This is a genomic window from Paraburkholderia solitsugae (assembly GCF_013177695.1).
In the GTDB taxonomy this organism is placed as follows: Bacteria; Pseudomonadota; Gammaproteobacteria; order Burkholderiales; family Burkholderiaceae; genus Paraburkholderia; species Paraburkholderia solitsugae.
Genome location: NZ_WOEY01000028.1, coordinates 66,048 through 92,519 on the forward strand (window position 1 = coordinate 66,048; position 26,472 = coordinate 92,519).

The 26,472-nt window shown below is 62.8% G+C and carries 23 protein-coding genes; 10 read left to right on the forward strand and 13 right to left on the reverse strand.

Going from position 1 to position 26,472, the window contains the following annotated elements:
- Nucleotides 1-131 precede the first annotated feature (131 nt).
- The gene (locus GNZ12_RS07560) at nt 132-590 is read left to right on the forward strand and encodes a CopD family protein (protein WP_169486642.1); all 459 of its coding nucleotides are present in this window, start codon (nt 132-134) and stop codon (nt 588-590) included.
- Nucleotides 591-662: 72 nt separating this feature from the next.
- On the opposite strand, the gene GNZ12_RS07565 is transcribed toward GNZ12_RS07560, so the two are convergent.
- The 6 genes from GNZ12_RS07565 to GNZ12_RS07590 all read right to left on the reverse strand — a co-directional run bounded on the left by GNZ12_RS07565 (nt 663) and on the right by GNZ12_RS07590 (nt 8,513).
- A complete protein-coding gene (locus GNZ12_RS07565; protein WP_172309755.1) occupies nt 663-1,871 on the reverse strand; it encodes a chromate transporter in 1,209 nt (402 codons plus the stop codon).
- A 221-nt stretch (nt 1,872-2,092) separates the two neighbouring features.
- On the reverse strand, nt 2,093-4,468 hold the full coding sequence (locus GNZ12_RS07570) for a bifunctional diguanylate cyclase/phosphodiesterase (RefSeq protein WP_172309756.1): 2,376 nt from the start codon (nt 4,466-4,468) through the stop codon (nt 2,093-2,095).
- Nucleotides 4,469-4,937: 469 nt separating this feature from the next.
- Nucleotides 4,938-5,849 (reverse strand): PhzF family phenazine biosynthesis protein, encoded by a 912-nt coding sequence (locus GNZ12_RS07575; protein ID WP_172309757.1) that lies wholly within the window; start codon nt 5,847-5,849, stop codon nt 4,938-4,940.
- Between the two features lie 181 nt (nt 5,850-6,030).
- Complete coding sequence (locus GNZ12_RS07580; protein WP_172309758.1) at nt 6,031-6,495, reverse strand: RidA family protein; 465 nt, start codon at nt 6,493-6,495, stop codon at nt 6,031-6,033.
- 56 nt (nt 6,496-6,551) lie between these two features.
- Nucleotides 6,552-7,748: an aminotransferase-like domain-containing protein gene (locus GNZ12_RS07585; RefSeq protein ID WP_172309759.1), complete on the reverse strand. Its 1,197-nt coding sequence runs from the start codon at nt 7,746-7,748 to the stop codon at nt 6,552-6,554.
- 75 nt (nt 7,749-7,823) lie between these two features.
- The gene (locus GNZ12_RS07590) at nt 7,824-8,513 is read right to left on the reverse strand and encodes a VOC family protein (protein ID WP_172309760.1); all 690 of its coding nucleotides are present in this window, start codon (nt 8,511-8,513) and stop codon (nt 7,824-7,826) included.
- A 279-nt stretch (nt 8,514-8,792) separates the two neighbouring features.
- Between GNZ12_RS07590 and GNZ12_RS07595 the strand changes: the two genes are divergently transcribed.
- Together GNZ12_RS07595 and htpG are read left to right on the forward strand one after the other, a co-directional pair.
- Complete coding sequence (locus tag GNZ12_RS07595; protein ID WP_172309761.1) at nt 8,793-10,247, forward strand: aminotransferase-like domain-containing protein; 1,455 nt, start codon at nt 8,793-8,795, stop codon at nt 10,245-10,247.
- Nucleotides 10,248-10,376: 129 nt separating this feature from the next.
- A complete protein-coding gene (gene htpG / locus GNZ12_RS07600; protein WP_172309762.1) occupies nt 10,377-12,275 on the forward strand; it encodes a molecular chaperone HtpG in 1,899 nt (632 codons plus the stop codon).
- 157 nt (nt 12,276-12,432) lie between these two features.
- On the opposite strand, the gene GNZ12_RS07605 is transcribed toward htpG, so the two are convergent.
- Complete coding sequence (locus tag GNZ12_RS07605; protein ID WP_172309763.1) at nt 12,433-12,702, reverse strand: FHA domain-containing protein; 270 nt, start codon at nt 12,700-12,702, stop codon at nt 12,433-12,435.
- 272 nt (nt 12,703-12,974) lie between these two features.
- On the opposite strand from GNZ12_RS07605, the gene GNZ12_RS07610 reads away from it, so the two are divergent.
- A complete protein-coding gene (locus GNZ12_RS07610; RefSeq protein WP_172309764.1) occupies nt 12,975-14,777 on the forward strand; it encodes a hypothetical protein in 1,803 nt (600 codons plus the stop codon).
- Nucleotides 14,778-14,889: 112 nt separating this feature from the next.
- Here GNZ12_RS07610 and GNZ12_RS07615 read toward each other — a convergent pair whose 3' ends face one another.
- Nucleotides 14,890-15,396, reverse strand: coding sequence for an OmpA family protein (locus tag GNZ12_RS07615; RefSeq protein WP_172309765.1), 507 nt, complete (start codon nt 15,394-15,396; stop codon nt 14,890-14,892).
- A 244-nt stretch (nt 15,397-15,640) separates the two neighbouring features.
- On the opposite strand from GNZ12_RS07615, the gene GNZ12_RS07620 reads away from it, so the two are divergent.
- From GNZ12_RS07620 to GNZ12_RS07645, 6 genes are all read left to right on the forward strand, one after another.
- Entirely contained in the window at nt 15,641-16,402 is a 762-nt protein-coding gene (locus GNZ12_RS07620; RefSeq protein ID WP_172309766.1) for a chorismate--pyruvate lyase family protein, read from the forward strand.
- Nucleotides 16,402-16,875, forward strand: a complete 474-nt coding sequence (locus tag GNZ12_RS07625; RefSeq protein ID WP_172309767.1) for a DNA-deoxyinosine glycosylase — start codon at nt 16,402-16,404, stop codon at nt 16,873-16,875. Before GNZ12_RS07620 ends, GNZ12_RS07625 begins: the two co-directional genes overlap by 1 nt.
- On the forward strand, nt 16,872-17,795 hold the full coding sequence (locus tag GNZ12_RS07630) for a class I SAM-dependent methyltransferase (protein WP_172309768.1): 924 nt from the start codon (nt 16,872-16,874) through the stop codon (nt 17,793-17,795). Before GNZ12_RS07625 ends, GNZ12_RS07630 begins: the two co-directional genes overlap by 4 nt.
- 443 nt (nt 17,796-18,238) lie before the next feature.
- Nucleotides 18,239-18,487: a DUF3311 domain-containing protein gene (locus GNZ12_RS07635; RefSeq protein WP_172309769.1), complete on the forward strand. Its 249-nt coding sequence runs from the start codon at nt 18,239-18,241 to the stop codon at nt 18,485-18,487.
- Nucleotides 18,487-20,037: a monocarboxylate uptake permease MctP gene (gene mctP / locus GNZ12_RS07640; RefSeq protein ID WP_172309770.1), complete on the forward strand. Its 1,551-nt coding sequence runs from the start codon at nt 18,487-18,489 to the stop codon at nt 20,035-20,037. Before GNZ12_RS07635 ends, mctP begins: the two co-directional genes overlap by 1 nt.
- Before the next feature lie 125 nt (nt 20,038-20,162).
- Nucleotides 20,163-21,287 (forward strand): FUSC family protein, encoded by a 1,125-nt coding sequence (locus tag GNZ12_RS07645; protein ID WP_172309771.1) that lies wholly within the window; start codon nt 20,163-20,165, stop codon nt 21,285-21,287.
- A 5-nt stretch (nt 21,288-21,292) separates the two neighbouring features.
- Here the strand turns inward: GNZ12_RS07645 and GNZ12_RS07650 are convergent, their stop codons facing one another.
- The 5 genes from GNZ12_RS07650 to GNZ12_RS07670 all read right to left on the reverse strand — a co-directional run bounded on the left by GNZ12_RS07650 (nt 21,293) and on the right by GNZ12_RS07670 (nt 26,408).
- Nucleotides 21,293-21,706 carry a VOC family protein gene (locus GNZ12_RS07650; RefSeq protein ID WP_172309772.1) on the reverse strand — a complete coding sequence of 138 codons (414 nt, stop codon included), beginning with the start codon at nt 21,704-21,706 and terminating at the stop codon, nt 21,293-21,295.
- Between the two features lie 236 nt (nt 21,707-21,942).
- Nucleotides 21,943-22,896: a transaldolase gene (tal, locus tag GNZ12_RS07655; RefSeq protein ID WP_172309773.1), complete on the reverse strand. Its 954-nt coding sequence runs from the start codon at nt 22,894-22,896 to the stop codon at nt 21,943-21,945.
- Between the two features lie 160 nt (nt 22,897-23,056).
- Complete coding sequence (locus GNZ12_RS07660; RefSeq protein ID WP_172309774.1) at nt 23,057-24,277, reverse strand: benzoate/H(+) symporter BenE family transporter; 1,221 nt, start codon at nt 24,275-24,277, stop codon at nt 23,057-23,059.
- A gap of 40 nt (nt 24,278-24,317) precedes the next feature.
- Nucleotides 24,318-25,493 carry a vWA domain-containing protein gene (locus GNZ12_RS07665; RefSeq protein WP_172168581.1) on the reverse strand — a complete coding sequence of 392 codons (1,176 nt, stop codon included), beginning with the start codon at nt 25,491-25,493 and terminating at the stop codon, nt 24,318-24,320.
- 72 nt (nt 25,494-25,565) lie between these two features.
- Nucleotides 25,566-26,408, reverse strand: a complete 843-nt coding sequence (locus GNZ12_RS07670) for an AAA family ATPase (protein ID WP_063495172.1) — start codon at nt 26,406-26,408, stop codon at nt 25,566-25,568.
- Nucleotides 26,409-26,472: the final 64 nt, after the last annotated feature.

Genomic DNA, 26,472 nt, shown 5'->3' on the forward strand with positions numbered 1-26,472 from the left:
AACTACAAAGAATGTTAAGACGTTGCCAGTACATGGAACTGCACGCATGGTGTGCGGTCGAATGCGCTCAATAGCCGCTACTAATATCACTCGTCATAAGCGGTGTGGCATCGTCGGGAGAGGAAAACAACATGAACAAAGCTATCGAACTCGCGCTCTTTTTGCATCTGCTCGCGGTCGCGGTGTGGGTGGGCGGGATGGTGTTCGCGCATTTCTGTCTGCGTCCGGCGATTGCCGATCTTTCGCCGCAACTGCGCTTGCCTTTGTGGGAATCGGTGTTCGGCCGCTTCTTCAATTGGGTCGCCGCAGCCGTGCTGGTGATTCTCCTCACCGGTGGCTTCCTGCTGATGCAATTCGGTGGCGGTCACGCCACATGGCCGTTGCATGCCATGGCCGGCCTCGGCATTGTGATGATGCTGATCTTCGGGCACATTCGCTTCGCCGTGTTCCCGCGTATTCGGCGTGCAGTGCAGGCGCAGAAGTGGCCTGACGGCGCGCAGGCGGTCGGCACGATCCGGCGTCTGGTGCTGGTGAATATCGTGCTGGGCGTGGTGACGATCGGTGTGGCGGTGCTGTCGCGCGGATTCTGAAGCCTCGCTACTGACGGTGGATTTCTGCTTGCGTTCTGGAGTCTGGCTTCACAGCGCGGGCGACTCACCCGCCTACGGCATGGCGCAGTAAGCCAGCCACAGCCCACACACGACCGCCACGGTCCCGTACACCACATACACCGGCACCTTGAGCTTCGCGAAGCACATGCCGGAGAACAGTGCCGTCACCAGATACACCGGTTTGAACGGCACATGCCCCGCAATGCGCAGTACGGCCACCGCAAGAAAGGCGGTGGTGACCGCGCGCAAGATCCGCATGCCATGCTCGAAGCGCGGATTGGCCTTCAATTGATGCAGATGCCGCTGCGCCAGCACCACCAGGCACCCCGACGGCACAAAAAGCGCGAGCGTCGCGATCAGCGCGCCTGCCCAGCCATCCACCAGATAGCCGAAGAACGGCACCACGTTCAGCAGTGGTCCGGGCGACAACGGGGACAGCGAAAACGCCAAAGTGAAGTCGTTATCCGACACACCGATCGCCGGCGTGACGAACAGCGTCTTGAGTACCGGTAACGCCGAGAAGCCGCCACCGAACAACGTCATGCCCGCGCCGGCCAGTCGCGGCCATAGCAGCGCAAGTTCATAGCGATGCGGCAACGGCAGGGCGAACAACACCAGCAACACGCATAGTGCCGCCAGCATGTGCCAGTCGCCCCGGCCGATCGTCACGACGATGCGCGAATTGCGCTCCGGACTGACCAGCCACCCGGTGCCGAAGGCCGTGCCGAGCATCACCACGTAGGCCGCGGGACTGTGCGCATAGAAGAGCGCTACGCAACCGAGCCCCGCAGCGATCCATTCGACCTTGCCGCGCACCAGCGCGCGCGTCTGTTTGTACCAGGTGATCGCGATCAGTGTCGCCAGCACCACGCTGAAGTGATTGAGCAATGTTTGGGAAGCCGCGGCGCGCACGAGCGGCGTGCGATAGAAGATCGCGAACAACGTCATCAGCGTGAAAAAGGGCAGCACGCTCGCGACGCCCGCCACCCAGGCGCCAGCGCGTCCGCGCAGCGCATGCCCCAGTTGTACGGCGACATTGCAGCCCACCGGCCCGGGCACCATCCAGGCCAGCGCGATCAGATCGGAAAAGGCCACGCGCGAGAGCCGTCCCTCGCGTTCTACGTAGTGGTTTTCAAGTTGCGCCATCAGCGCGAGGCCGCCCCACGACAGCGCCGACAGGCCGAACACGACCCTGAACAGCGTCCATAGCGGTTCCCGTTTTCCTCGCCTGGCGGCATCCTGGCTCGTGATCGTCTGCATGGCGACGCGGGCCCCCGCACGCGGGCGGCCCACCCTCTGAGATCATCATTGTGTGTGTGTTGGCGCGGCCGGTAGCCGGCATCGCGCGGTGATGCAGTACAGCGTGAATGTAGCTGGTTTTGTAATGCGGCGGTGGGATATGCGCGGGGGCGCCGCTTATACGCTTATCGGCCGCGTGCGGCGCGCATGTGCGTGGCACACGCGCCACCGCCAGGCCACGCTCAGCTGTTGGCGCTCGTGCTGGTGCTTGACACGCTGCGGGTGCTGTCGGGTTCACGCGCGGCGCGGTGACCCTTCATGCCGCATACGCCGAAGCGTTCGAGCAGTGCCGGAATTGCGTCGACCGGCACCGGACGCGAGAACAGGAAACCCTGCGCCTCGATATGGCCGAGCGCGGCGAGCCATGCAATCTGCTCTTCAGTCTCGGTGCCTTCGACCACCACCGTGAGTCCGAGCGAGCGCGCCAGATTGACGATCGCGGTGACCATCACGCACACGCTGCGGTCGCCGGGAATCGCCTGGATGAACGAACGGTCCACCTTCAGCGTGTCGACCGAGAAGCGGTTCAGGTAGGAGAGCGACGAATAGCCCGTGCCGAAATCGTCGAGCGCGATCCGCACGCCGAGGCGCTTCAACGCGAAGATCTTCTCCGAGACGAGTTCGGGATATTCCATCATCGCCGTCTCGGTGATTTCGAGTTCAAGACGGCGCGCGGAGATGCCGCTTTCCTCGATCGCGTGCGAAATGGTTTCGTACAGATCGCCGCGCCAGAACTGCACTGCGGAGATGTTCACCGCGAGCGACAGCGTGTCGTAGCCCTGTTGCTGCCACAACGCCAGTTGGCGGCAGGCGGTCTCGATCACGAAGTCGCCGATCGGCACGATCAGTCCGGTGGATTCGGCGACAGGAATGAATTCGTTGGCCGGAATCAGACCGTGTTGCGGATGATTCCAGCGCACCAGCGCTTCAAAGCCGGTGATGCAACGGCGCGTCAGATCGATCTTCGGCTGATAGGTGAGAAACAGTTGGCCCTCGGCGAGCGCGACGCGCAACTGCTGCTCCCATTTCATCAAATGGTCTGCGCGGTGCGACAACTGCGGCGAATAGAACTGGTAGCAGTTCTTGCCCGCGTCCTTCGCGCTGTACATGGCGAGGTCGGCTTTTTTCAGCAGATCGATCTCGCTCTCGTTGGCGACCGAGTAGAGCGCGATGCCGATGCTCGCATGCAACACGAACGAACTGCCACGCACCTCGAAAGGCTTGGAGAACGCGTCGGCCGCCGCTTCGGCGAGTGTGACAGCGCGCTTCTCGACGTCGTCGCCCTTGATCACTACGACGAACTCGTCGCCGCCGATGCGGCTCAACGTGCCGCCGTCGCCAACCGCGGCGGCGAGGCGCGAGGCCGTCATTTGCAGCACGATGTCGCCGGCGTTGTGGCCTAGCGTGTCGTTGACGGTCTTGAAGTTGTCGAGGTCGATGAAGAGAATCGCGAGGTGCCCGAGATTGGCAGGCTGCGCCACGTCGTGCCGCAATGTTTGCAGCGTCGCGTAGCGATTGCGCAAGCCGGTCAGCAGATCGTACTCGACCAGATGCGTCATCTCCCGCTCGCGCCCGAGCAGCTTGCCGATCAAACCGGTGGCCACCGCGAAGAAGCTCAGCATCGCAAGCGAGATGAAGCCCGCCATCAACAGATAGACGTTGCGCGTGTGGTTGTAGTCGGCGAATTCTTCGGCTTGCGACAGGCCCACCAGCACGCCGAGCGGATAGCCGTCGATATGCCGGTACGAAACGATGCGCGTGACATTGTCGATCGAATCGACGTAGGTGCCCGACACATGCTCCGACGTCGGATACGAGCCGCTCGCCGAGAATGAGCCGTTGGCGCTGTTGGCGCTGTTGGCGCTGCCCGTGCGGCGCGCCAACACCGTGCCGTTGTCCGAGATCACCGCGATCACGCCTTCACGGCCGATGGCCGCGTTGTTATAGAAGTCGCTGGTGAAATAGCTCGGGTCTTCGGAGACCACCACGACGCCCGCGAACGAGCCGTCGGGATGATTCAGACGCCGCGTCATCTGCAAGGTCCAGTGGCCGGATATGCGGCCGAGCACGGGCTTGCTGATATACAACTGGTCGTCGTTTTCGTGTTCGTGGACCTTGAAGTGTTCGCGGTCCGACAGGTCGATGTGTTTGGGATTGAGCTCGGCCGTGTTGGCGATCAGCGTGCCGTGCTCGTCGATCAGCGACACCTGCACCAGCGTTTCGCTTTGCACCACGCCTTTTTCAACCGTGCTGGCGAGATCGAAATGATTCGGCGTTTTCTCGAACTCGTATTTGACGAAGCGGGTGATCTGGTCGACCTGGTGAATCGCCTTGACCGTGTGTTGCTCCAGCGCCGCGGAGAGAATCGCGGCAGAGGCCATGGCTTCACGATTAGTGGCTTCTTTCTCAACCGACAGGCGCGCGAAGATGACAGTCCAAAGCAGGATCAGGACCAGCACGCCGAGCGCGGGAATGGCGAGCAAAGCACGGCGGCGCGGCAGAGCGGGATCGCGGCGGGGTTTGGCTTCGCGCGGGTCGGAGAAGCGGAGCTGGCTCATTGGCTGGCCCGTTCCCTGGCGCCGGCCATTTGCAACTGCGCGAGCATTGACTGCGCTAATTTCATGGGTGGCTGCATGGTGCCCAAGGTGCCAGAACTACTGCGCAGGAAAAGGGAGCGTGGCGTCGTGCGTGATCGTCCGCAGGTCACCGGGTACATTTCGATATTACTGAATGCCACTGGATTAAGGAAGGGTCCGCGCATCGGGTATACGCGGGCGCAGCAAATCGTTCCAGCCGGCTGAATTCGCAGCCGGCGCGGCCAGCCGTGGGGCCGCGGCCCGGCAGTGGTCTTCGAATATTTCATCGGGATCCGGAATTCAGGTGTGCCAGGCCTCGGGTCATGCATGGCGCATTAATCGTGCAGACCGTGCGACGTTTTGTGCTCAAGCGTGGCCGGAAGCGGCGAGACACGGCCGGCGTCCAGCGGCAGCCCGGCGGTTGCCTGCCTGCAATCGTGTGCTGCGCCGTTCATGGCAACCGGAACGTGCCGTCGACGACCGTTACCGACGGCCCACCGATCCATGTCTTGCCGGCGGCGTCGTCGTAGTGCACCGAAACGTTGCCGGCACGACCCAGCACGGTGCCCTGGCGGACCGTGTAGTGTGAGCCAGGACGCAACTGCTGGGCGCTCAGGAGGCCCGCGAGCGCGGCGTTCGCGCTACCCGTGACCGGATCCTCGCCGACGCCGAAGCGACCGCCTGCCATCAGGCAGCGCACTTCAAAGGTGGCGGGGCCGTCACTGTCGTGCGGACCGTAGACGGCGAGACCATGGGTATCCATCGCATGCACGATGTCGGCGAGCGCAGCGGCATCGGGGTCGAGCGCGAGGCAGTCGCGTGCTGAATTGACGCGCACCACGAGCCATGGCGCCCCATTGTCGACCGCGCAGGGTGTCGCGTTGAAATCGATTGCATCGCTACGTAAAGCGGTAGTAAGTGCCGAGTATCGATCTTGGGGAAGCGCTGTGACGCGCGCGGGCGGTGCGGCGAATGCCCATGTGTCTGGGGCTTCGCCGGTCGATTCAGTCGGCGCCTTCAGCGCCTTCAATTCGACGAGGCCCACGCCGCACTGCTGCACCAGTTGACCGGCCTGCTTCGGCTGATAGCCGCTTTCGAGCAGTGCATGGGCGGTGCCGAGCGTTGGGTGACCGGCAAACGGCAATTCGCCGTGCGTCGTAAAGATGCGTACGCGATAGTCGGCAGCCGGGTCGGTCGGCTTCAGCAGGAAGGTTGTTTCGGACAGATTGGTCCAGTGCGCGATCGCCTGCATCTGATCCGCATCAAGTGCATCGGCATCGAACACGACTGCAAGCGGATTGCCTTTGAACGGCACCGACGTGAACACGTCGACCTGTTTGAAACGAACGGTGTTGGCGGGCATCGGGCGCGGTCCGGCGAATCCAGCAGGTTGGTAGGGTTCAGGGATTCTACCTGGTGACAACGGAACGATCTACCTCGCCACAAATGCAAAACGCGCCGCAGGTGACAGACACCTCGCGACGCGTTCAGACCGTTCAGGACGACTAGCCGGACAAACCGGCAGCCCGTTCTGTTTGAGTTCGTTATTCGACTTCGGCGATCATCTCGATCTCGACGCATGCGCCGAGTGGAATCTGCGCCACGCCAAACGCCGAGCGCGCATGCTTGCCGCGCTCGCCGAACACGTCAGCGACCAGTTCGGACGCGCCGTTGGTCACGAGATGCTGTTCGGTGAACTCGAGCGTCGAGTTGACGAGGCTCATCAGCTTGACGATGCGCGTGACGCGGTTCAGATCGCCCACGTGCGCGTGCAGCGTCGCGAGCAGATCGATCGCGATCGAGCGCGCGGCGGCCTTGCCTTCTTCGGTGGTGAGGGTGGCGCCGAGCTTGCCGGTCCACACCTTGCCGTCTTTCTTCGCGATGTGGCCCGACAGGTATACCGTGTTTCCGCTTTGCGCGCTCATCACATAGGCGGCTGCCGGCGCGCCTGCGATCGGCAGTTCGATACCCAGTTCCTTGAGCTTGTCGTACACATTTGTTTGAGCCATGGTGTGTCCTTGGTCAGTAGTGAAATTCGGTAACCCGGCGGGGTGGCCGGGGTCGCTTAGATCTTCGCGCGGATCAGTGCCGCGAGACGCGACACGCCTTCGTCGATCCTGGCCGGCGGCACCGTGACGAACGACAGGCGCAGCGTGTTGTGCTGGGCTTCGCTCGCGAAGAACGGACCACCTGGCACGAATGCGACGTTCTGTGCGACGGCTTCTTCGAGCAGCTTCATGCTGTCGATCTGCGCGGGCAGATTCACCCACACGAACATGCCGCCTTCCGGACGATTCCAGGTAACGCCTTCCGGCATGTAGCGTTCGAGCGAGGCCAGCATCGCCGCGCATTGATCGCGGTACAGCTCGCGAATGGTCGGTACGTGCGTGTCGAGGAAGCCGTCTTTGATCACTTCGTACACGATGCGTTGCGTGAAGCTCGGCGTGTGCAGATCGGTGGCTTGCTTGGCTTGCACGAGCTTGAAGATCAACTCTTCAGGCGCAATGATGTAGCCGACCCGCAGGCCCGGCGCCAGCACTTTCGAGAACGAGCCGAGATGGACAATATGATCCGGCGCCATGGACAGCATGGTGGGCAGCGGAACACCTGCGTAGTCGAGCGCGCCGTAGGGATCGTCTTCGATGACCGGGAACGGTGCGGTCTTCGCAAACGCCGCCAGCGCACGGCGGCGTTCGAGCGGCAGGCGTCGCCCCGTCGGATTCTGAAAGTTCGGTTGTGCGTACAAGAGGCGCGCGCCGGCCGTCAGCTCAGGCGTGAGCGCCTCGGGGATCAGGCCTTGCTCGTCCGTCGGCACCTGCACGTAGCGCGGTTCGTACATCGAGAACGATTGCAGCGCGCCGAGGTAAGTCGGCGTTTCAACCAGTACCGGGCTGTCCGGACACACCAGCACTTTGCCGAGCAGGTCGAGCGCTTGCTGCGAGCCAGTCGTGATCAGTACCTGCGAAGGGCGAATCTGCGCGCCGTTCACCGAGTAGCGTTGCGCGACCCATTCGCGCAGCGGCAGGTAGCCTTCAGTCGCGCTGTATTGCAAAGCCGCGGCGGGCGCGTCGCGCAGAATGCGGTCGGATGCTTCGCGCATACGTTCGGCCGGGAAGGTCGCCGGCGAGGGCAGGCCGCCCGCGAACGAAATGACTTCGGGCCGTTCCGTGACCTTCAGGATCTCGCGGATCGCCGAGCTCGTGAGCTTGCGTGCGCGTTCGGACAGTTGCCACGTGGGGGCTTTCAAGTCGCTTTGGTCCATGGTCTCCTCTGCTGGTATCTCTGGAACCGGTCAAAACTTCGATTATCGCGCGAGTCGTCGACCTGCGCGCGCTGCTTATTTAAGGGTCCGTAGACCCTCGGGTGTTTCAAACTCGGCGACGAGCGCGGCTGCGCCTTCCGTGGGCTCGAGTGCGATTAGGTGCGCCGCGCCCAGCCAGTGCAATTGCGCGGCAATTGCGTCGGCCTGCGGATGGACTGCTTTCAAAGCTTTCAGTGCAATGTCCGTTTCCGGCAGGGCCGCCGACGGATGCCGCGGCGTGTCCCACTGGATCAGCGACGGCAGCACGCCGTCGCCGGCGCCTTGCCACGCGGGGAAGGTGCCGTCGTCAGGCACCGAAAGACCCCAGCTGAAATCGCCCCGCGTCATCGGCACGATCGGTGCAATGCGCTGCGGATATTGTGTCTGCCACGCCGTGAGCCGCCTTGGGCGGTCGACTCGGGCGACCCAGTGCGACAGGTAGGGCCCTTTTTCGAGCCGCGCGTGCGTCGCCGGGTCGTCGAGGGCGAACAGGCGGGCACGCGGCGCGGCACCCTCCGCGGGTTCGGCGGCCTGCGGGTCGACCGCGATCACTTCCAGATACACGCCGCCCCACAGGTTCAGCAGGCGATTGTGCGTGCGCATCAGCGGATGCGCGCCGCCGCCGGCCGGTGCGACGCCGAGCGTGTCGGCGACGTACTGCGTGCCCTCGTCGAGGGTACGGGCGGAAATCACGAGGTGATCGAGACGGAGCGAATGGGCAGTCATGGCGGATCAGGAAAGCGGTTTCTGCGGTAAGCCGGAACGCGCGCCGGGTGCGGCAGCAGCGTGGCCGGGGTCGTAAGCATAACCGTTTGCCGGGTCGGCGGGCCAGACGGATGGCGTTTGGGCTGGTCTTGCCCGAAGTCGCGCGTGAGCGGCATGGTGTAACCCGAGCCGCTTCATCATCCGTTGCTTATCTTAAATGTAGCTTTAAATGTAGCGTCGGCGACCGGCACAGTAACGGTACAATCGACTCGATACCGTTCGGTACAGTTGGAGCCCGTTATGTCCGTCCCGCTTGCCCAGATTCCCACTCCGCACGATACGGCGTCGCTGACGTTGGTCGAGCAGCTCGTTCAGTGGGCGCGCCGCCGCATCGAGGAGCGCGTATTCCGTCCCGGCATGCGCATGCCGTCGATCCGCAAGCTGGCGCTGGACAAGGGCGTGTCGCGCTTCACCGTGGTCGAGGCGTATGAGCGGCTGGTGGCGCAGGGCTACCTGGAGTCGCGGCGCGGTTCCGGTTTCTATGTGCGCGAACGATTGGGCGGTGCGCCGACGGCCGAGATCCGCACCATTGCCGCCGCAGCGCCCGCGCCGGCCACGATCGACGTCGTCTGGCTGCTGCGCAATATGTTGCATACGGGTGCGCGCCCCGAGCGCAGCCCAGGCCTGGGCTACCTGCCTGCACGTTGGCTCGACGGCGATCTGATCACTAACGCGCTGCGCACGCTCGGCCGGCAAAGCGGTGCACAGATGCTCGGCATTGGCACGCCGCAGGGTTTTTTGCCGCTGCGCCAGCAGTTGCAGACGCGGCTGGAGGAGCTGGAAATCGGCGTTTCGCCGGATCAGATCGTGATGACCTCCGGCATTACCCAGGCAATCGACCTGATTTCGCGGATTTACGTGAAGCCGGGCGATGCGGTGATCGTCGGCGATCCGGCCTGGTTTCAGATGTTCGGGCGCTTCGCGTCGCAAGGCGCGCGGCTGGTCGGCATGCCGTACACGCCGGATGGGCCGGACCTCGACGCGCTCGAGTCGTTGGTAGAGACGTGGCGGCCGAAAATGCTGGTGATCAATTCGGTGCTGCAGAATCCCACCGGCACGTCACTCACGGCCGCGCAGGCGTTCCGCATTCTGCGGCTTGCCGAAGCGTACGACTTCATCCTCGTCGAGGACGATATCTACGGCGATCTGTGCCCGCCGAGCCATCCTGGCACGCGGCTCGCAAGCCTCGACCAGTTAAAGCGCGTGATCTACCTGGGCAGTTTTTCGAAGACGCTCGCGCCCAATCTGCGCGTCGGTTTTGTCGCCTGCGCGCCGGAGGTGGCAAGGGCCGTCAGCGATCAGAAAATGCTGGTCGGCATGACGAGCCCCGAACTGAACGAGCGCGTGCTCTACAAGATTCTCACCGAGGGCCATTACCGCCGGCACGTCGAGCGGTTGCGCGCGCGGCTCGACGGCGTGCGCGAAAAATCCGTGCGGATGCTCGAAAAGACCGGCCTGAAGCTGTTCCTGACGCCCGCGGCGGGCATGTTCCTGTGGGCCGATACCGGCGTCGATGCGAGCGCGCTCGCCGCCGCCGGGCACGAAGAAGGCTTTCTGCTGACGCCGGGGAGTCTGTTTTCACCGCAGCAGTCGCCGACCACGTGGATGCGTTTCAATATCGCCAACTGCGGGGACCCCGAGCTGTCGACGTTCCTGTGCCGCTATCTGGACGGCGTCGCGCGGCGCGCCTCTTGAAACTGCGCCGGCTTGCCCCAATTTAGCCGGACGATCCGGCGACACGGCCTCCGCGGCCAATGTGGTCCGCGGCCGGCCGTGCGCCACGCCTGACTAGAACCCCATTCGTAACAGAGAGGAAGTCCGACCATGGCACAAGAAACCATGAGCTTTCAGGCAGAAGTTAAACAACTTCTGCACCTGATGATCCATTCGCTGTACAGCAACAAGGAAATTTTTCTGCGTGAGCTGATTTCGAACGCGTCCGACGCGGCCGACAAGCTGCGCTTCGAAGCGATCGAAAACAGCGCGCTGTACGAAAACGATCCGAACTTGCGGATTCGCGTGTCCTACGACAAGGCGGCGCGCACCATCACGCTCGACGACAACGGCATCGGCATGAGCCGCGACGAAGCGATCGCCAACCTCGGTACGATCGCGCGCTCGGGTACCAAGGAATTCTTCGGCAAGCTCTCCGGCGACCAGCAGAAAGATGCGGCGCTGATCGGCCAGTTTGGCGTGGGCTTTTACTCGGGCTTCATCGTCGCGGACAAGATCACGGTCGAAACGCGCCGCGCCGGCTTGCCGGCCTCGGAAGGCGTGCGCTGGGAAAGCGCAGGCGAGGGCGATTTCGCGGTGGAGAGTATCGAACGTGCCGCGCGCGGCACGACCATCACGCTGCACCTGCGTGCCGATGAAGACGAACTGCTGTCGTCGCATCGTCTGAAGTCGATCATCCAGAAGTACTCGGACCACGTCGCGCTGCCCATCCTGATGGCGAAGGAAGAGTGGGACGCTGAAAAGAGCGAGATGGTCACGAAGGACGAGGACGAGACCGTCAACCAGGCGAGCGCGCTGTGGACCCGTTCGAAGAACGACATCACCGAAGAACAGTACAAGCAGTTCTACCAGCACCTCTCGCACGATCATCAGGATCCGCTGACGTGGACGCATAACCGCGTCGAGGGCCGCAGCGAGTATACGCAACTGCTGTATGTGCCGACGCATGCGCCGTTCGACATGTTCAACCGCGATCATCGCGCCGGGCTGAAGCTGTACGTGAAGCGCGTGTTCATCATGGACGACGCCGAGCAACTGCTACCGGGCTATCTGCGTTTCGTGAAAGGCGTGGTCGATTCGGCTGATCTGCCGTTGAACGTGTCGCGCGAAATCCTGCAGGAAAGCCGCGACGTGAAGGCGATCCGCGAAGGCGTGACCAAGCGTTCGCTGTCGATGCTCGAAGAACTGGCGAACTCGGAAAACGATGCCGACCGCGAAAAGTACGCCGGTTTCTGGAAGGAATTCGGTCAGGTGCTGAAGGAAGGCATCGGCGAAGATTTCGCCAATCGCGAGCGTATTGCGAAGCTGGTGCGTTTTGCGTCGACGCATACGGAATCGCCGGAGCAGACCGTGTCGCTCGCCGACTACGTCGCGCGGATGAAGCCCGAGCAGACCAAGATCTACTACGTGACCGCCGACACCTGGCAGGCCGCGACCCACAGCCCGCATCTCGAAGTGTTCCGCAAGAAGGGCGTGGAAGTGCTGCTGCTGACCGATCGCGTCGATGAATGGATGCTGTCGTTCCTGAACGAATTCGACGGCAAGCCGCTGCAAAGCGTCGCGCGTGGCGATCTCGATCTGGGCGCGCTGAATGACGAAGAAAAGCAGGCGCAGGAGAAGGTCGGCGAGGAGTTCAAGCCGCTCGTCGAGAAGATGAAGGAAGCGCTGAAGGACAAGGCCAAGGACGTGCGCCTGACGTTCCGCCTGACCGATTCGCCGTCTTGCCTCGTGGCTGACGATGGCGAAATGAGCGGCTATTTGCAACGTATGCTGAAGGCGGCGGGTCAGGAAGCGCCGTCGTTCCATCCGATTCTCGAAGTGAATCCGGAGCATGCGCTGGTGAAGGGCTTGCACGCGGATAGCGCGAATTTTGACGACTGGTGCCATCTGCTGTTCGATCAGGCGCTGCTCGCTGAAGGCGGCGCGCTGGAAGATCCTGCGAGCTTCGTGAAGCGTACCAACGCGTTGTTGCTTGCGCGTGCGAGTTGAGTTTGCGAGTTTGAACTGAACTCGAACCGGTGTCGCCTTGACGCTTGTGATTGAAAAATGCGCTGCTTCGGCAGCGCATTTTTTTGCTCCGTGCTTTATTGTCGCGGCTGCCTGGCGAAGGTCTCGCGCAGGTACCTGGATGGGGCGCGGTAAGGTTTTAGTGCGCGGGCGCTTGCCCATGCAAATGACGCACTTGCGATAGCACGGAGCCGGCCAGTTCCTTTGCCTCGATGCAGGAATGAGGATCAGCCAGGACTTTCGCCGCGAGACTGCCGATCGCCGTGCTGGTCTGTTTCGACGTGTGGTGCTGCGCGAGCGCAGAACCGGCAAGTTCCTTTTCCTGATACCAGGCACCCGGACGCCGCAATACGACGGCGGCCAGATGTGCGATGCGGTCAGAGGTTTCTTTCGAGTTCGTAGTATTCAAGCCTAAGATCCTTTGTAGTTTGTTGTTGATCCAGACGATTTTCAAGCCCGAAAAAATCGCCTGAAAAATAATTATGGTTAACTAATTAAAACTATTCAACGACCTTAAATTGAGATTGGTTTATGAGATGTGGAAACGCAGTTTTGTCTTATGCTCTCGCGTTCGAAATTCGGATGCTTAAAAGGATTATTTGCAATATCCAAGCCGTTTGCGCATCCGATCTTATTTCTGCGATTGCGCATTGACGCGTTGCGATAGCTCTCTGTATTCCCATGTCCGATTCCGCATTGCTAACCCCTGCCGATCCCGTGCGGCTCCTGTGGTCAATCTTGCGCGAGCAAGGTTTCGACGCTGCCGAGCGACGAGCCCTCGAACTCGTTGCAGAGGGTGTCACGCCGCAATTACATGCAGACCTGTGCGCGAGCGCAGAGCGTTTTGAAGCGGCGTACCACAGTGCTTCGCAAGCGCAGGCTGGAGGCAACGGCGCGCGTCATGCCCGCGTGGCACTTTTCGCCGACGCACTCGGCCGCGCCGAGGCTGCGCAGCGCAACAGTGAATTGGCGGTCACCGCGCAACCGCTCGCTGCGACGGTCGAATGGATCGTCTGGCTGATCGATCGCTGTGGCGCGCATTCGGCCGCCGCGCACATGTTGCGCGCGTATGAGCCGCACGCGCCGCAAGACGCCCGAACGCCCTGGTGGTTGTCGATTGCGCTTGCGGCGTTGCCGGATGCGAGCGCGCGAGCCGAGCGCCGCGCAGCGCTGTTGCGGGCCTATGCGCTCGATCCGGCAATCCACCCCGCGTTGCCGTTGCAGCTCGTATTGGCTTTCCGGGAGATTCGTGATTGGCCCACGGTCGAGCGTGTTTGCCGCGAGGTGCTGACGCGCGATCCCGCCGATGCCGAAATCGCCTGGCAACTGAGCCACGCACAATGGCAGTGCAACGACGCCGCCGCGGCAGAGGTGACCATGCGTGCTGTCGATGCCGCCGCACCTGGCAATGCCCACGTGCTGGGCGCAATCGGTATGTATCTCGCCGAGCAGGCGCGTTTTTCCGATAGCGAAGCGGCGCTGCATGCAGCCCTCACCCTCGACCCGGCCGCGCCGCAGGCGGCCGTCGATCTCGCCGATCTGAAATTGCGGCGCGGCGACTGGTCGAACGCATGGCCGCACTTCGCGGCGCGCCTGACGCGCGACGACCGCGAGCCGAACAACGTCGTAACAGTGATGGAGCGGTTGTGTCCGCGCTGGCAGGGTGAACCGCTCGCCGGCAAGACCTTGCTCGTGCACAGCGAACAGGGCAACGGCGACGATATCCAGATGGTGCGCTTTGTGCCCGAGCTGGCGGCGCGCGTACGCGACGAGGGCGGCCGGTTGGTACTCGCGGTGCGCCGGGCGTTACAGCCGCTGCTTGCGCGTTTTTACGCGGATTGCGTGTCCATCGAAGATGGACCGCTCGGCAAGCCGCACTTTGGCCTGCCGATCATGAGCGTGCCGTCGATCCTTGGCTTGCTGCCTGACCACGTGCGCGGCGCGGCGTATCTGTATGCCGATGCAAGCCGCGTCACCGCATGGAGCGAACGGGTCAGCGCAGGTGACGGACAGGCAGCGCGATTGCATGTCGGCCTCGTTTGGTCGGGCAGCCCGACGCATCGTCGCGACGCGAAGCGGTCGATTCCGCTTGCGGCACTGGCTCCGGTGCTTGCGCTGCCCAATGTGGTGTTCCATCCGTTGACGCCGGGTCGTCACGCCGATGTGGCGGCTTTGAGCGCGCAGGGGTATCGCGTTCGCGATCTGACTGCGCACTACGAGGCCGGTTTCGACGACGTGGCCGCTCACGTGAGCGCGCTCGATGCGGTCGTGACCATCGATAGCGCGCCTTTGCATCTGGGCGGCGCGTTGGGGCGTCCCGTGCTGGCGATGCTCGATCACGTGTCGCACTGGTGTTGGGGTAATGAGGAAGCGCAGCCTTGGTACGACGCTGTCCAACTGTTCCGGCAGCCGCAGCCGGGGGCGTGGGAGCCGGTAGTCGAGCGCGTGGCGGCCCGTTTGCGAGCGATGCCAGGCGCGCGGTAGTTGTTCGCGCGAATGGCGCGGAAACTGGAAAGTCGCGTCTATAAGAATGCGCACATAAAAACGCCCGCATGACGCGGGCGTTTTTACGAATCTGGCGTCAGGTGGCGAACGCCTACTTCTTTCCCATCAGCGTATCCATCGTTTCACCGCGCACGACGACCTCGGTGCGCCGGTTCAGCGCACGCCCTTCGGCTGTCTCGTTGCTGGCGACGGGGTTGTTGTACGCGTTGCCCTTCGTCCGGATCCGGTCCATCGCCACACCACGCGCCACGAGCGCATAACCTACCGCAGTGGCGCGTGCTTCGGAAAGCTGCTGGTTATAGTCGAGCGTGCCGACGTTGTCCGTGTATCCCTCGACTAGAATTGGCTTCTTGCTGCGCTTGAGCAGAACGGCTGAACGATCGACGACTGCCGCTGCATCGCCGCGCACTTCGGATTTGCCGAACTCGAACAGCGCAGCTTCGGGCAGCTTGACTGAGACACCGTTAGCGACGGGCGTCACTTCGATGCCGACGGCCTTGTTCAACGATGTTTCAGTATCGCGGTTCAGCGGGGCTGCGCAACCCGCCATCAGCACGACAGACATTGCGCATGCGGTAGCGGCCAGGAATGTTCTCATGTCTCTTTTTTCTCCTTCAATATCCGATCACATGGCACGCCCTTCGATCGCGGGCGGGCCGTCGACTTGTTAAAGCACGACGGTTGTATCGCGCATCGCTGGACGAGGAGAATCGGAACTGTCTGAAATCGATACACTGATTGAGTTGGTTCCGCCTGGCATGGCGCTCGACTGACGTTTCCGCCGGGACGGCCGATGAGGGACTCGCGATCCTCTGACAACTGCGCCGTTATAATCCGACACCATGCCTATCCGTTTCGATGCCGCCGACGCCCACTGGCGCGTCACGCCCTTACCCGGTTTGAGCGCCGCCCAGAAAGACTGGTTGACCCGCGGCGGATCACTGACCGCGCATCTGCGCACGCTCGGCGAAGTCGCGGTGCGCGTGACGCGCGAAGCCGTCGCCCTGCCGTGGGCCGACGAATACGCCGCGCTCGGCCTTGCGCCGCGTGCACCGGTGTGGGTTCGGGAGGTGGTGTTGTCGGTCGATGGTGTGCCGTTTGTCGCGGCGCATAGCGTGGCGCCCCTCGCGGCGAGCGTCGGTGTGTGGCAGGCCACGCGCCGGCTGCGCACGCGGCCGCTCGCCGAGTTGCTCTACAGCGATAGCAGCGTCGCGCGATCGTCGCTGGTAAGCCGCAGGTTGACGGCACGTCATCCGCTGTACCGGCTGGCGGCGCGTGAAATCGATGACATGCCGCCGCACGCGCTGGTTGCGCGCCGCTCGGTGTTCGAGCGTCACGGAGCGCCGCTGTTGGTGACCGAATGCATGTTGCCCGCGCTGTGGGCGCAGCTGGCGAATCTTGTGAATACGGCGCGCGTGCCGTCTGCGCACCCGGCGTCCGCGCCCGCGCCGCAGCGCACTCATGTGCGGGAACATGGCCGGCCGCTCGAGCATACGGCGTCGCGCGCCCATGCTGCGCCGCGGGCGGAGCAAGAACACCTTGCCGATCGGGGCGCGCGTGAATCCGCGCAAGCGCCGGTATCGGACAGTCAGGTGAAGCGCTGATGCTGCGCGGCTTTCCTCCCGTCGTCGCGGCGCATACGCATACGCTGATTCTCGGCAGCTTCCCCGGCGAGGCGTCGCTCGCGGTGACGCAGTATTACGCGCATCCGCGCAATCAGTTCTGGCGTTTGCTCGGCACGGTGCTCGACGAACCGCTTCCCGAGCTCGCCTACGAAGAGCGGCTAGGGCGTTTGCTCGCGCATGGCATCGGCGTGTGGGACGTGCTCGCCGCATGCGAGCGAGAAGGCAGTCTCGACGCAGCGATCCGCAATGCCAGTCCCAACGATTTCGCGTCGCTCCGCGCCCACGCACCGAAGCTCGCCAAAGTTTGCTTTAACGGCAAGACGGCGGGCCGCTTTGCGTCGGTAATTGGCGAAGCGGGCTACGCCACCCTCGTATTGCCTTCGTCGAGCCCGGCGAATGCTATGCTCTCGTTCGACCAAAAATTGCGTCTCTGGCGCGACATCCTTACATGACGAAACTGATCAAGCGCGCCTCGGCTGAAGCCCGTGCATTCCGCAACAAAGACGCTGACGCCGGCGACCACACGCTGAACAAACAAAAAGCAGTGCGCAACAAAAAACGTGTGCTGCACGACGACGACCTGCACGATGCGCCGCAAATCGAAGCACCGCGCAAACCGCGTTTCGCGCCGGTCACGTTCTCGGAAGAGGGCGGCGTACGTTTCCTGCATTTCGGCACGGAATGGGTGCAAGGCGCGATGCGTCTGCGCAAGCCGGATCATGTGGAACTCGAATACGCGCAGCAGATGATGGCCTGGCTGTTGTTCATCGAAACGCCCAAGCGTATCGTTCAGCTCGGTCTGGGCGCCGCAGCGCTGACCAAATTTGCGTACCGTTTCCTGAAGCGCGCGAAGGTCGAGGCGGTTGAAGTGAACCCGGCGGTGGTCGTGGCCGCGCGCACGATGTTCGAACTGCCGCACGACGATGCCCGCCTGACCGTGCACGAAATGGACGCATGGGACTTCGTCAACGACCGCACCAATCACGGCACGATCGGCGCGCTGCAAATCGACGTCTACGATGCGACCGCGCGTGGCCCGGTGCTCGACAGCGTCGGCTTTTACCGTGCGGTGCGCGCATGTTTGACCGACGCGGGCGTGGTGACGATCAACCTGTTCGGCGATCATCCGAGCTTCGTGCGCAACATGAAGCGCCTCAACGAAGCCTTCGATGGCCGCGTGGTCGCGCTGCCGGAAGTGCATGACGGCAACCGCATCGCGATCGCCTTCTCGGGCCCGGCGCTCGACGTGCCGTTCGCGGCACTGCAAGCACGCGCGAAGCTGATCGAAGCTGAACTCGGTTTGCCGGCGCGCAAGTGGATCAAGGGTCTGCAGGAATCGACCGGGCAGAACGGCGGCTCGTTCACAATCTGACGAGTGAAACGGTCGGGCCGGGCAAGCTGGCTCGACTGCTGCAAGCCTGGGAAGGCCTCCGCCGTTGCGCCCACGCGACGGTCTTCAACGCCGCAACTCATCACGCATCGCACAGCCGATCCGCGTTCCGCTTAGGGGCTCACGCGCGAGCCGGGCATCGGCTATCCGGTTCCAGGCTTACGGTCGCACCGAGCCTCGCGCCCCCTCTTCCGACGCAGTGCCCCGCCCACGTCAAAGCCCCGTCCCGCCAGCCTCAAAAGCATTGTCCCGCATCGGGTCGTCCCTGCTTGACCGGACGTTCACCGCTCCTATACTCTTTCGAAGCTTTCGGGGCGCCCGTGGGCATCAGCGGGGCGATCCCTCGCAGGGCTGCCGTCCGCTGTGGGATCCACCACCCGTCAAAACACGGGCCAACATTTCAATAATAGGGAAGAGGAGACGTCATGGCTCACGACGCCGACGCGAACAAGGCCAGCAAGCACTGGCTCTGGTTGCTGCTGTTGCCCTGGATCGCAATGATCTGGGTGCCGTCATATAACAAGGTCGAACCGCAGCTGTTCGATTTTCCGTTCTTCTACTGGTATCAGCTCCTCTGGGTGCTGATCAGCGCGGTCATCACGGCGCTCGTGTACTTCAAGACCAAGACCCGCTCATCGGGCAACCCGGGCAGCTCGCAAGGGGGCGCAAAATAATGAACGCCACCGCAACATTCGTCTTCGTCCTGTTTTTCATCGGCGTCACCATTCTCGGTTTTATCGCGGCCCATTGGCGCAAGGGTGACCTCGCTCATCTGGAAGAGTGGGGCCTCGGCGGCCGGCGCTTCGGCACCATCGTCACGTGGTTCCTGCTGGGCGGCGACCTGTACACCGCCTACACCTTCATCGCCGTGCCGGCGCTGGTGTTCGGTGCGGGCGCAACCGGTTTCTTCGCGCTGCCGTACACGATCCTGATCTATCCGTTCGCGTTCGTGGTCTTCCCGAAGCTGTGGAGCATCGCCAAACGTCAAGGCTATGTGACATCGGCCGACTTCGTCTCGGCTCGCTATGGCAGCCGTATGCTGGCGCTGGCGATCGCCGTGACCGGCATCGTCGCGACGATGCCGTACATCGCGCTGCAACTGGTCGGTATCGAAGTGGTGATCGGCGCGTTGGGTTTCGACACCAAGGGCTTCGTCGGCGATCTGCCGCTGATCATCGCCTTCGCGATTCTGGCGGCTTACACGTACACGTCGGGCCTGCGCGCGCCGGCCATGATCGCGGTCGTCAAGGACGTGCTGATCTATATCGTGATCTTTGCCGCGATCATCGTGATTCCGCCGCAACTGGGCGGCTTCGGCCATATCTTCAGCGTGGTGCCGCCGGCCAAGCTGCTGCTGAAGGCACCGGACGTGTCGAGCCTGAACGGCTACAGCGCGTACGCGACGCTTGCGGTCGGCTCGGCGCTTGCGCTGTTCCTGTATCCGCACTCGATCACCGCGGTGCTGTCGTCGAAGTCGGGTAACACGATCCGCCGCAACATGGCGATGCTGCCGGCTTACTCGCTGGTGCTCGGCCTGCTCGCCCTGCTGGGCTTCATGGCGTTGGCTTCGGGCGTGAAGGACATGCCGGAATTCGCGCCGTACTTCAAGGCGTTCGGCCCGAACTTCGCGGTGCCGGCGCTGTTCCTGCACTTCTTCCCGTCGTGGTTCGTCGGTGTGGCGTTCGCGGCGATCGGTATCGGCGCGCTGGTACCGGCGGCGATCATGTCGATTGCGGCAGCGAACCTGTACACGCGCAACATTCACAAGGAGTTCGTGAACCGCAACATGTCGCATGAGCAGGAGACCAATGTCGCGAAGCTGGTGTCGCTGATCGTCAAGGTCGGCGCCGTCGCGTTCATTCTCGGTTTGCCGCTGACGTACGCGATTCAACTGCAACTGCTGGGCGGCATCTGGATCATCCAGACGCTGCCGGCTATCGTGCTGGGTCTCTACACGCGCGTGCTCGACTACCGCGGCCTCCTGATCGGCTGGGCGGTCGGCATCGCCACCGGCACGTGGATGGCGATCTCGCTGAAGCTGGCGAGTTCGATCTTCACGATCCACCTGTTCGGCATGGCGATTCCGGGCTACGCGGCAGTGTGGTCGCTGATCGTCAACCTGGTGGTGTCGGTGGTGGTGAGCCTGCTGGTGCGGATGTTCGGCATGCAGCGCGCCGAAGACCGCACCCGTCCGGAAGACTATCTGGACGTGGTCGAAGGCTAAGTCAGCCGGTCCGGTCCGCTTGAGAAAGCAACGCCCGCAGACAAAAGTTTGCGGGCGTTTGTCTTTCCGGGGCACTCCAGGGCACGATAGCGGAACCGTCCTCCAAAGCGTCCGTCGCGCGAGCCATGGCTTCTGCCGATTCCCCCCGCGTAATCGCCCCCCGCTCGGCCATTAGCCGCATGGTGCGCACAATCACGTCGCCGTACTACCGCTATCGCCACGCGAAGATGCTGCATAGCCTGCGCGTCGGCGTCGCCATGCTGGTGTCGATTCTCGCGACCACCGGTATCAACATTCCTCACGGTATCTGGTCGTCGGTGACGCTGCTGGTGGTGATCGGCGGCTTGCAGCATCACGGCAATATCCGCAAGAAGGCCGCTGACCGGGCCGCCGGGACGCTGCTCGGCGCGGCGATCGGTCTTGCGCTGATCCTGTTGCAGAACCTGACCGGCTCGCTGCCGCTCACCTATGTGCTGATGTCGATCGTCGCGGGAATCTGCGCCTGGTTCGCGATCGGTTCGTCGGGGTATATCGGCCTGCTGACGGCAATCACGATGTGCATCGTCGCGGGCCATGGTGACAATCTGATCGACGTCGGCCTCTGGCGCACGCTGAACGTGCTGATCGGCATCGTGATCGCGCTGGCGTTTTCGTTCGCGTTGCCGCTGCATGCGACCTATTCGTGGCGCTACGGGATCGCCGACAATCTGCGGGCCTGTGCGCAGATCTATACGCGTTTGCTGGAAGGCGAGACGATCAGCGAGGAGGATCAGGTCAAACGCTTCCTCGCGATCAACAAGCGGCTGGTTCAGTTGCGCTCGCTGATGCCTTCGGTGGCGAAGGAGATCGATGTGCCGAAGGCCACGCTCGAAGAGATCCAGCGGCTGCATCGATCGGTGCTCAGTTCGCTGGAGTTGCTGGCAACCGGCCCGCTGATGCGCGCCGATGCCGCGGCGCGCGCTGCGTATGTGCGGGAGTGTGGCGCCGAGGTGCACGCCGTGCGTGGCATTCTGCTAGCGATGGCGCGCGGCCTGCGCTTTGGCCGCGCGACACACTTCGGCATTCCGGCCGCGTCGCCGCTTGTGCAGGCGTGCGGCGACGTGGCGCTTGAATTGCCACCCGACCTTCAGGGGCCGTATTGGCTCGGCCAGCGATTAGCCGAACAGGTGGATCGGCTGCGCGCGCTATTGTTGGAAACCGAGCCGAACTGGAATATCGAGCGGCATTCGCGGACTTTGCTGAAGGTGTAAGGCCTTTAAGCCTCCGGTACCGTCACCATCCACGCGAGACCGAAGCGGTCCACCAGCATCCCGAAGCCCTTGCTCCAGAAGGTGGCTTGCCACGGCATCGTCACCGAACCGCCGTCGGCCAGCGCATTGAAATATTGTTCCGCCGACGCGGCGTCGTCAGCCGTCAGCGAGAGGCTGAAGCCGCTGAACGTAGCCTGAGGGTCGCAGTGGCCGTCGGAGGCCATCCAGACGGTCGAACCGATCCTGACCGAGGCGTGCATGATCTTTTCTTCCAGACCGGGGCGCGGCTGATTTTGCGGGTCGGGCGGCGCGTCCTTGTAGCGCATCATTAACAACACCTCAGCGCCGAGCTTCTCGGTGTAGTACTTGAGCGCTTCTTCACAGCGGCCGTTGAAAAATACGTAAGGCTGAACGTACATGTTCGTCTCCCGGAATAGGGGTCAGCGGCGCCGCATGCCTTGGATAAACGTACCGAGGGCGCGGCGTGCAGACGATTGTAGTCGTCTGTCAGGGCAGCGATTGTGACAATATTTCGTAAGGGGCTGGCCCGTATCGAGCGTAAGCCTGTAAACGGCACACGGCCCTGAACCGGAGGGTTCAGGGCCGCGTATTGGACTACGTGCCCGACCGCGTACTCCAGCCGCGAAGGCTCGGCTTAACGCAGCGCTTCGATCATTTTTTCCAGCTTGACGGCGTCTGCAGCGAACGCGCGGATGCCTTCAGCGAGCTTTTCAGTTGCCATGGCTTCGTCGTTGACGAGGAAGCGGAACGACGATTCGTCGACCGGCACGCGTTCGATGTCCCCACTCTCGCCCATTTCAGGCGACAGCTTGCGCTCGACCTTGTCGGTGCTCTCCTGCAGCTTTTGCAGCAGATCCGGGCTGATGGTCAGCAGGTCGCAGCCGGCCAGTTCCAGAATCTGGCCCGGGGTGCGGAAGCTCGCGCCCATCACCTCGGTCTTGTAGCCGAACTTCTTGTAGTACGCGTAAATGCGGCGGACCGATTTGACGCCCGGGTCGTTGGCGCCGCCGTCCTTCGCTTCGTCCCACGCGCTGCCGGCGTTCTTCTTGTACCAGTCGTAGATACGGCCGACGAACGGCGAGATTAGTTGCGCGCCCGCTTCGGCACAGGCAGCGGCCTGGGCGAGCGAGAACAGCAGTGTCATATTGCAGTGGATGCCTTCCTTCTGCAGTACTTCGGCGGCGCGGACGCCTTCCCACGTGGAGGCCAGCTTGATCAGCACGCGTTCGCGGCCGATGCCATGGTCTTTGTACTGCGCGATCAGTTCACGGCCCTTGGCGATCGACGCTGCGGTGTCGAACGACAGGCGCGCATCCACTTCGGTCGACACACGGCCCGGGATAATCTTGAGAATTTCGGTGCCGAAGGCGATCAGCAACTGGTCGATGATGGCGCCAACCGGCTTCGACGCGTGGGTTTTCACGGTCTTTTCGAGCAGCGGCTTGTAATCGTCTTTCTGGACAGCCTTCAGAATCAGCGACGGATTGGTGGTCGCGTCCTGCGGCTTGTACTGGGCAAGCTGCTGGAAGTCGCCGGTATCGGCCACGACGGTGGTGTATTGCTTGAGTTGGTCGAGTGCGGTTGTCATGTTCGAGCCTTCATGGCGCGCGTGCGCCGTGGTTCAGGAGAAATGAGATTGCCACCGGACGGAAAAGGCAAAACAGTTCCGGCGGCCGCGGGTCACGCTGCAGCGTCTGCTCGCCATGTTGGCGGAAAACGCTGCCGGATGCTTCTATTCTATGGCGGATTCAGGCGCGCCGGGCGTTCAGCACCAGTTGCGTCAGCACGCCCGCCACCAGCCCCCAGAACGCCGAGCCGATCGACAGCAGGGTGAGGCCTGAGGCCGTCACCATGAACGTCACCAAGGCAGCCTCGCGCTGTTTCAGGTCCTGCATCGCGTTGGCAAGGCCGCTCATGATCGAGCCGAACAGCGCGAGCGCCGCGACGGAGACCACCAGCGCCTTCGGCAGGGCGGCGAACAGCGCGGCGATGGTCGCACCGAAGATACCGGCGATCAGATAGAAAATGCCGCACCAGACCGCCGCGGTGTACCGCTTGTCGCGGTTTTCGTGCGCTTCGTGGCCGGTACAGATCGCCGCCGTGATCGCAGCAAGATTGATGCCGTGCGAGCCGAACGGCGCGAGCAGCAGTGAGGCGATGCCGGTTGTCGAAATCAGCGGTGCGGAAGGCGTGGTGTAGCCGTCGGCGCGCAGCACGGCGATCCCCGGCACGTTCTGCGAGGCCATCGCGACGACGAACAGCGGAATGCCGATGCTGATGCTCGCAGCCAGCGAAAACGCCGGCATCGTGAACACCGGATGCGCGAGCGCGATGTGAAAACGGCTGAAGTCGAGCAGGCCGAGGCCGCCGGCGGCAGCCGTGCCGACGATCAGCGTCGTCACGATCGCATAGCGCGGCGCGAGGCGTTTGACGATCAGATAGGTGAAAAACATCGTTAGCACGAGCGCGGTCTGGAACTGCGCGGCGCGGAAAATCTCGATGCCGATCTCGAACAGAATGCCCGCCAGCAATGCCGAGGCGATGCCTGCCGGGATTTTCTTCATCAGCGTGTCGAACCAGCCGGTCAGGCCGACCACCGTCAGCAACACCGCACAGACGATAAATGCGCCAATCGCCTCAGGGTAGGCCACATGCGGCAGCGACGACACCAGCAGCGCCGCGCCGGGCGTCGACCAGGCAATCACGATCGGCGCGCGAAAGCGCAGCGAGAGACCGATCGTGCAGACAGCCATGCCGATCGACAATGCCCAGATCCACGACGAAATCTGCGCATCGGTGAGATGCGCGGCCTGGCCTGCCTGGAACATCAGCACGAGCGAGCTGGTATAGCCCGTCATCATCGCGACGAAGCCGGCGACGACAGCGGATAACGACGTATCGGCAAACGGCCTGAGCCGCCCTGCGTGTACGTTGGCAGGGGACAAATCAGGCGATGAAGACGGACTCATACTGAAAATTTCTTGTAGTTGGAGTGAAAACGCGACCTGACTATTTGCTCAACATGCGCATCGCCGTTTCGAGTCCGGCGAGGGTAAGCGGATACATGCGGTGCCCGAGCACTTCCCGGATCGCGCTGACCGACTGCCGGTAAGCCCACAACCCCTCCGGCTCCGGATTCAGCCATGCATAGTGCGGGAAGTGATCGGCGAGGCGCCGCAGCCACACGGCGCCGGCTTCGGCGTTGTTGTATTCGACCGAACCGCCCGGTTGCAGCACTTCGTACGGGCTCATGGTCGCGTCGCCGACGAAGATCAGCTTATAGTCGGGCGTGAACTTGTGCAGCAGGTCCCACGTCGGCATGCGCTCGGCGTGACGGCGGCGATTGTTCTTCCACAGGAAGTCGTACACGCAGTTGTGGAAGTAATAAAACTCGAGGTGCTTGAACTCGGCCTTGGCGGCCGAAAAGAGCTCTTCGGTGCGCTTGATGTGATCGTCCATCGAGCCGCCCACGTCGAGCAGCATCAGCACTTTCACCTTGTTGTGCCGCTCCGGCACCATCTTGAGGTCGAGCCAGCCGGCGTTCGCGGCGGTGCTGCGGATCGTGTCGGGCAGATCGAGTTCTTCGGCCGCGCCTTCGCGAGCGAAACGGCGCAAGCGGCGCAGGGCGATCTTGATGTTGCGCGTGCCGATTTCGACCTGGTCGTCGTAATCGCGATAGGCGCGTGCTTCCCACACCTTCACCGCGGTGCGATTGCCCGCCGCGTCGCCGCCGATGCGCACGCCCTCCGGGTTATAACCGCCGTTGCCGAACGGCGAGGTGCCGCCCGTGCCGATCCATTTGTTGCCGCCTTCGTGGCGCTCTTTCTGTTCGTCGAACAGTTCCTTCAGGCGCTCCATCAGCTTGTCGAGGCCGCCCATCGCTTCGATCTGCGCCTTTTCTTCCGGCGACAGATCGCGTTGCAGCTTTTTCTTCAGCCAGTCTAGAGGGACGTCGAAAGCCAACTCCGAGGCTTGCGCGACGCCTTTGAAATACGCGCCGAACGCTTGATCGAACTTGTCGAAATACTGCTCGTCCTTGACCAGCGTGATGCGCGCGAGATAGTAGAACTCGTCGAGCGACGGTGCGATCACATTGGCTTTCAGCGCCTCGAGCAGCGTCAGGTATTCCTTCACCGACACCGGCAGTTTGGCTGCGCGCAGCGAGTAGAAGAAGTCGATCAGCATGCTGTGTCCTCGGCGGCGGGTGTGCGGCGCGGCGCCTTCATCAACGGGTGTTAGCGGTTAATCAACGGTCAGTCAGCGGTTGTTGCGGTTCATGAAGATCAGCCGCTCGAACAGGCTCACGTCCTGTTCGTTCTTCAGGAGCGCGCCGTGCAGCGGCGGGATGATCTGCTTCTGGTCGGACGAGCGCAGCGCTTCGGGCGGAATGTCTTCAGCGAGCAGCAGCTTCAGCCAGTCGAGCAGTTCCGACGTGGACGGTTTCTTCTTCAGGCCGGCGACGTTACGCAACTCGAAAAAGCTCTGCATGGCCGCGGCGAGCAGTTCTTTCTTGATGCCGGGGTAGTGCACTTCGACGATCTGCTGCATCGTGACCGGGTCGGGGAACTTGATGTAGTGGAAAAAGCAGCGGCGCAGGAACGCGTCGGGCAGCTCCTTCTCATTGTTCGACGTGATGATCACGAGCGGGCGCTTCTTGGCGCGGATCAGCTCGTGGGTCTCGTACACGTAGAACTCCATGCGGTCGAGTTCGCGCAGCAGGTCGTTCGGGAATTCGATGTCGGCCTTGTCGATCTCGTCGATCAGGAGCACCGTTTGCTCGTCCGACTCGAACGCCTGCCACAACACGCCCTTGACTATGTAGTTGCGGATGTCCTTGACGCGCTCGTCGCCGAGTTGCGAATCGCGCAGGCGCGACACCGCGTCGTACTCGTACAGACCTTGCTGGGCCTTGGTGGTGGACTTGATATGCCACTGCAACAGCGGCATGCCGAGCGCGGCGGCGACTTCTTCGGCGAGCATCGTTTTGCCGGTGCCGGGTTCGCCCTTGATCAGCAACGGGCGCTTCAGCGTCATCGCGGCGTTGACCGCGAGCTTGAGGTCGTCAGTGGCGACGTACTGCGATGAGCCTTCAAAACGCATGGCGAGATGCTCTTTTTTGGGAAAAAACCCAGTATAAGTCAGAAGGCCTGTTGCGCTGAAACGG